Annotated in this window: 6 protein-coding genes and 2 pseudogenes; 5 read left to right on the top strand and 3 right to left on the bottom strand. The window is 61.6% G+C overall.

Features of this window, described 5'->3' with window-relative positions:
• The 5 genes and pseudogenes from ACLP2E_RS21620 to ACLP2E_RS21600 all read left to right on the top strand — a co-directional run.
• A pseudogene (locus ACLP2E_RS21620) lies at positions 1-566 on the top strand (hypothetical protein); the annotation flags it as partial.
• 14 nt (positions 567-580) lie between these two features.
• Entirely contained in the window at positions 581-853 is a 273-nt protein-coding gene (locus ACLP2E_RS21615; RefSeq protein WP_442467090.1) for an MmoB/DmpM family protein, read from the top strand.
• A 19-nt stretch (positions 854-872) separates the two neighbouring features.
• A complete protein-coding gene (locus tag ACLP2E_RS21610) occupies positions 873-2,387 on the top strand; it encodes an aromatic/alkene/methane monooxygenase hydroxylase/oxygenase subunit alpha (protein ID WP_442467089.1) in 1,515 nt (504 codons plus the stop codon).
• Between the two features lie 69 nt (positions 2,388-2,456).
• A complete protein-coding gene (locus tag ACLP2E_RS21605) occupies positions 2,457-2,822 on the top strand; it encodes a phenol hydroxylase subunit P4 (protein ID WP_442467088.1) in 366 nt (121 codons plus the stop codon).
• 17 nt (positions 2,823-2,839) lie between these two features.
• Complete coding sequence (locus tag ACLP2E_RS21600; protein WP_442467087.1) at positions 2,840-3,541, top strand: 2Fe-2S iron-sulfur cluster-binding protein; 702 nt, start codon at positions 2,840-2,842, stop codon at positions 3,539-3,541.
• Between the two features lie 43 nt (positions 3,542-3,584).
• Here ACLP2E_RS21600 and ACLP2E_RS21595 read toward each other — a convergent pair whose 3' ends face one another.
• The 3 genes and pseudogenes from ACLP2E_RS21595 to ACLP2E_RS21585 form a co-directional block, all read right to left on the bottom strand.
• Positions 3,585-4,307 (bottom strand): IS6 family transposase, encoded by a 723-nt coding sequence (locus tag ACLP2E_RS21595; RefSeq protein ID WP_442467086.1) that lies wholly within the window; start codon positions 4,305-4,307, stop codon positions 3,585-3,587.
• The gene (locus ACLP2E_RS21590; RefSeq protein WP_442467085.1) at positions 4,189-5,199 is read right to left on the bottom strand and encodes a substrate-binding domain-containing protein; all 1,011 of its coding nucleotides are present in this window, start codon (positions 5,197-5,199) and stop codon (positions 4,189-4,191) included. Before ACLP2E_RS21590 ends, ACLP2E_RS21595 begins: the two co-directional genes overlap by 119 nt.
• A 33-nt stretch (positions 5,200-5,232) precedes the next feature.
• Positions 5,233-5,764: pseudogene (locus ACLP2E_RS21585) on the bottom strand (M20 family metallopeptidase); the annotation flags it as partial.

The raw sequence follows: 5,764 nt of genomic DNA, 5'->3' as shown, positions 1-5,764 counted from the left end.
GTCCGATCTACGGCACGGCGGTCACCGCGCCCTGCATCTTCTCCGCGGGCGACCATCTCGGCATGGCTCAGATCCTCAGCCGGATTGGCCTACTGCTTGACGGCCAGACAGGCGTCGGCCTCGACATGGCCAAGGAGGTCTGGGTCAACGATCCGGCCTGGCAGGGCATCCGAAAGCTCATCGAAAACACCCTGGTCGAGCGAGACTGGTTCCAGCTCTACGTCGCGCAGACGCTGGCGATCAACGGCGTCGTTTTCGACCTGGTCTACAAGCTCGCAGACGCGGGCTGGAAGGACGCCAGCCTGCCGGTCGCTCTGTTGACCGAGTTCATGAACGATTGGCGCGCCGACGAAAGCAAATGGAGCGATTCCGTCATTAAAACGGTCGCGGCGGAAAGCGCCGAGAACAAGGCGCTGGTTTCGCAATGGGCGGCCCATTGGATCGGCCGCGCAGTGGAGGCGGCCAAGCCCCTGTCCGCGGCGCTGCTGGGCGACAATGGCGCCGCTGCGCACGCCGCGGGCGAAATGACCGTGAAGCGCGCCCGCGCGCTCGGCCTAACGCTCTGAATGGGGTCGCCGCAATGACGCAAATCGCTTCGCTCACGCTTTATCACAACGACGACGCGCGCCCGATCATCGAGGCCATTCTCGCCGACAATCCGGGCGTGACGGTTCTCAACATGCCGGGGGCGGTGAAGTTCGATCGGGACGGCAGCCTGGTCGTCAATCGCGTCTCTGTTGAAGAACGCCTCGGGCGTGCCTGGGATCCGCAAGAGATTCATCTCGTCCTCATCTCGATGGCCGGCCATCTCGACGAAGACGACGATCAATTCACCGTCAGCTGGAAACACTAAAACCTTTTGGGAGAGAAATATGACCGCCAAGAAACTCGGTCTCAAGCAGCGCTACGCGCATTTGACGCGCGGACTGGACTGGGAGAACACCTACGAGCCGATGGACAAAGTGTTCCCTTACGACAAGTTCGAGGGGATCAAAATCAAGGATTGGTCAGCCTGGGAGGACCCCTTCCGCCTGACCATGGACGCCTATTGGAAGTTCCAGGCTGAGAAGGAGCGCAAGCTCTATGCGGTGCTTGACGCCTTCGCCCAAAACAATGGCCAAACAGGACTATCCGATGGGCGCTATGTCAATGTGCTGAAGCTGTTCCTGACCGGCATTTCTCCGGAGGAATATCAGGCGCATCGCGGCTTCGCCTTCGCCGGCCGCCATTTGCGCGGGGTCGGCCCACGTGTCGCGGCCCAGCAGCAGTCGCTGGACGAATTGCGCCACGTTCAGACGCAAATCCACACGATGAGCCACTATAACAAGTTCTTCAACGGCCTGTCCGAATTCCCCACCATGCATGATCGGGTCTTCTATCTTTCGGTGCCGAAGAGCTTCTTCGACGACGCGCGGACAGCGGGCCCGTTCGAGTTCATGATCGCGATCGGCTTCGCCTTCGAATACCTACTGACCAACCTCCTGTTCGTGCCCTTCATGTCGGGCGCGGCCTATAATGGCGACATGTCGACGGTCACTTTCGGGTTCTCGGCGCAGTCCGACGAGAGCCGACACATGACCCTCGGCATCGAGGTCATCAAGTTCCTGCTCGAGCAGCATCCCGACAACTTGCCGATCGTGCAGAAATGGGTCGACAAGTGGTTCTGGCGCGGCCACCGCCTGCTAGGCATCGTCGCCATGATGATGGACTACATGCTGCCGAAAAAGGTGATGTCCTGGAGAGAAGCGTGGGAGATTTATTTTGTCGAGGCCGGCGGAGCGCTGTTCCAGGATCTTGCGCGCTACGGTCTTAGGATGCCGAAATATGCTGACGTCGCCACGGCGGAGGCCGAGCATGTTTCCCACCAGAACTGGGGCCTGCTCTACCAGCTATGCCATGTCGCCGGGCTGCATGCCTGGATGCCGAACAAGGAACATATGGACTGGCTGTCGGAGAAATATCCGAACACGTTCGATAGATATTATCGCCCAAAATTCGAGCTTTGGGCGCAAATGGAGAAGGAAGGAAAGCGATTCTATAACATGAGCTTGCCGATGCTGTGCAGCACCTGCCAGCTTCCAATGCTCTACACGGAGCCCGGCGATCCGACGACGACCTGCTTCCGCGAAACGCAGTTCAAGGACACCCGCTATCATTTTTGTTCGGACGGCTGCAAAGACATATTCGAAAATGAGCCGGAGAAGTATGTGCAGAGTTGGCTACCGGTGAACCAGGTCCTGCAGGGCAATTGCGGCGGCCCGACCGTGTCGGAAGTGCTGAACTGGTATCAAATTAAGGTCGGCGTTGATAACGCCGAATACGTTGGCTCTCCGGACGAAAAACTCTGGAACGAATGGAAGAACGCCGGCGTCAAGGTCGCAAGCTAATGGTTGTTCTTGTTGGTCCGGGCGGCCGCACGCAGACCGCACGGATCACCTAAATCCGGAGCCATAAATATGTCCGTTCGCGCTATTACACCCGACTACGAAAATCACATCCAGTACCGTGACGTGCAGGAGCTTTATCACGGCGCCCTTCTTGTTTACGTGCACTGGGAGCAGCACATTTCCTTCGTCGCGGCTGTTGCTCTGCCGTTGCCACCGCCGACGCCCTTCGGGGCCTTGCCCACAATCTTGAAAGACATGTATGGCCCCCATCCAGACTTCGAGAAAATCGATTGGGAAAAGGTCGTCTGGATGATTGATGGCGTCAAGGTCCAACCGGACTTCGCGAAATCGATCGCGGAAAACGGCGTTGGCCACAAATCGCTGATCCGCTTCTGGACCCCGGGCCTGAATGGCTGGAAGGGGTCGAGCAACTAGACAGCGGCAAGAAAATCGTGAGCCACCAGCTGACCATCGAACCGCTCGGCGACGCAATCGACGTCGCCGAAGGCCAGACGATCCTCGACGCCTGCCTGCGGGCGGGCGTCTACCTGCCGCACGCCTGCGGACATGGCCTATGCGGGACGTGCAAGACGCAGGTGCTGGACGGCGAGATCGATCACGGCGAAGCCTCCGCCTTCGCCCTGATGGATTTCGAGCGCGACGACGGCTTCGTCCTTGCCTGCACGGCGACGCTGAAATCCGACGTCACGATAGTGGCCGACGTCGAAGAGGATCCCGACGCGCGCCGCATCGCGGTCGGCGACTTCGAAGGGGAGGTCGTCGGGCTCGACGATCCCACCCACGACGTCAAGGGTGTGCGGATCGCGCTCGACGGCGACGGGATCGACTTCCAGGCCGGCCAGTACGTGATGGTGAAGCTGCCGGGCGTCGACGCCCCGCGCGCCTTCTCGATCGCAAACGCGCCTTCTGACGCTGACCATGTCGAATTGCAGGTGCGGCGCGTGCCCGGCGGCGCCGGTACGGGGTTCGTCCACGAGCGGCTGAAGCTCGGCGACCGTGTGCGCTTTTCCGGCCCCTATGGCCGCTTCGTCGTGCGCAAGTCGCGCGGCGGGCCACTGATCTTCCTCGCCGGCGGCACCGGCGTGTCGAGCCCGCGCGCGATGATCCTCGATCTGGTTCTGTTGCAACGATGAGCTGTCAGGAAGCGGGAGCTTTGTCGCCTTCGACAGGCTTGCCTTATGCGGCGCTATCCAAGGCGCTATCGAAAATGCCGGCGATGAAGATCGCCTGTGCTCGGATATCTCGCCCGTCGATGTTTCGAACCTGACCCTTCCGGATCATCGCGCAGGCCTCGAAGCCCGCCAACGTTCTCCGGGCCGTTGGGGACGCGCCGAAGCCAAGCCCCGGCCGAACCAAGCGTTTGATGCGCCGGTGATCCTGCTCAACGATGTTGTTGAGATATTTGCATTGCCGCATGCGAGTTCGGCGCCAGAGTTCCCCGTCTCTCTTCATCTCTGTCGCCGCCCGTGGGTAGGCGGGGTTCTTGTCAACCGTGATGGTGCGAGGATTCACGACATGCGGCTGCACAAGCGCCTTGCGGAAGAACCGCTTGGCGGCGACCGTATCCCGCCGCGCCGACAGAAGGAAATCGATCGTCTGCCCTCGACTGTCGACCGCCCGATAGAGATAGGTCCAGCGTCCCTTCACCCGAACGTAGGTTTCGTCCACGCGCCATGAGCCGTTGCACATCCGCAGATGCGGGCGGATTCGCTTCTCGAGTTCCCCGGCATAGGCCTGGAGCCAGCGAAAGATCGTCGTGTGATCGACCTCGACGCCGCGATCACGCAGCATGAGCTCGAGATCGCGGTAGCTGACAGGAAACATCAGATACCAACGAACCGCCCAGAGGATCACCTCGGCGGTGAATTGCCGCCCCTTGAAACAATTGCCTCGGCCCATTCTGATATCCGCCCCGCCCAGTCCGGAGTCGATCATATCGGAAATCCGCCGACAGCGAAGTTTGCAACAGAGCCAGCGTGACGATCTTCGTGTTCGTGTTTCCCGCGGCGCGCAGCGCGGCGAGCACGCCTTCCGCAGGCTCGGCCCACGTGACGTAGATGCCGTCGAGATCCGGGTTCTTCAGGAGTAGTGCATGCGCGATGTCCTCAGCGCGGGCAGGATCGGTGATGCCCGCCTTGGCGACGATCTGGATATTGGGATAGTCAGACTCGATCGACGACTTGAACGCGTTGTCGCGCTGGTTGGTCACGTAATAAGCCGCATCGTGATAGATCCACGCGACTTTGCCCTTCTTGCCGATGGCCTCGGCCATCGCATCGGCGGCGTGCTTGCCCATCTGGAAGAGATCGTCGGTGACGATCGTCACGTAGTCTTTGCCCTGAACGAAACCCTTTGGCTTGTTGGAGAGCAGCACGATCTTGACGCCGGAGGCGACCGCCGGCTTGAACGCTTCGGCCGAGGTTACCGGGTCGAGCGGCAAGGCGAGGATCGCGCTGGGCTTCTTGGCGAGGATCGTCTCGACATCGCTCTTCTGCTTGGCGGCGTCAAAGCCCGCGTCGGTCTGAGCAACGACTGAGACGCCGAGGCGCTGAAACTCGTCCTTTGCCCCGGCGGTGACCGCGTTCACGAAGTCCGACGAGGTGTGCCAGAGCAGGGCGGCGGTGGGTTTGCCGGCCGCGATCTTGGCTGCATCCGCGTCGCTGAGCTTCAGGTCGGTCGACGGCGCCGCCTTTTCGCCGTCCGGACCGACGGTCTCGCCGGCGAACGCCGCGGCGGCCATCGCCAGAGCGCCGCAGAACGCCGCCACAGCTAGGCTTCGAGTTCGCGTCATGGTGCTACTCCCTCAGTAACGCGGCCGGATTTCCTAGCCGCCGTTAGTCGTTGAACTGTCCCCCTCGGCAAGGGTCGATAAGAAGGCCGCGAGGGCGACAATGCCGTCAAAATATTCCCTGACTTCGACACGTTCCTCGAGCGTGTGGCAGTTGCGGATGTCGCCCGGCGCCCAATAGACCGTCGAAATGTCGAGACCGGTGACGAGGAACGGCGCCTCCGACCAGAAGGGCGCGCCTTCGATCGCGCCCCGGTCGGGGCGCACGGCGCGCACAGCCTCAACGAGAAGCCTGACGAAAGGCGTCGCCTCCGGCGTTTCTGTCGGCGTGCCGCCGATCGGATGATCTCGGCCGGCGGGGTAGTCGAAGGCGAGGCTGACTCCCGGCGCGAGCGCGGCGGATCGTGCCGCGGCCTCGAGTCCGGCCTTCGCCTCGTCAAGGCTCTGGCCGGGGATCAGCTTGAGGATCAAGCTGATGTGGCACTCGCCCGGCACCGCGATATAGCCGCCAGCTTGGATCTCGGTGACGAGCAGGAAGGGTTTGCCGACGAGCGAATGTGGCGCAAGT

The sequence above is a fragment of the Rhodoblastus sp. genome, from assembly GCF_052145335.1.
Taxonomy (GTDB): domain Bacteria; phylum Pseudomonadota; class Alphaproteobacteria; order Rhizobiales; family Beijerinckiaceae; genus Rhodoblastus.
Note: the sequence above shows the minus strand (reverse complement) of the source record. Positions and strands in the feature narration are given on the sequence as shown.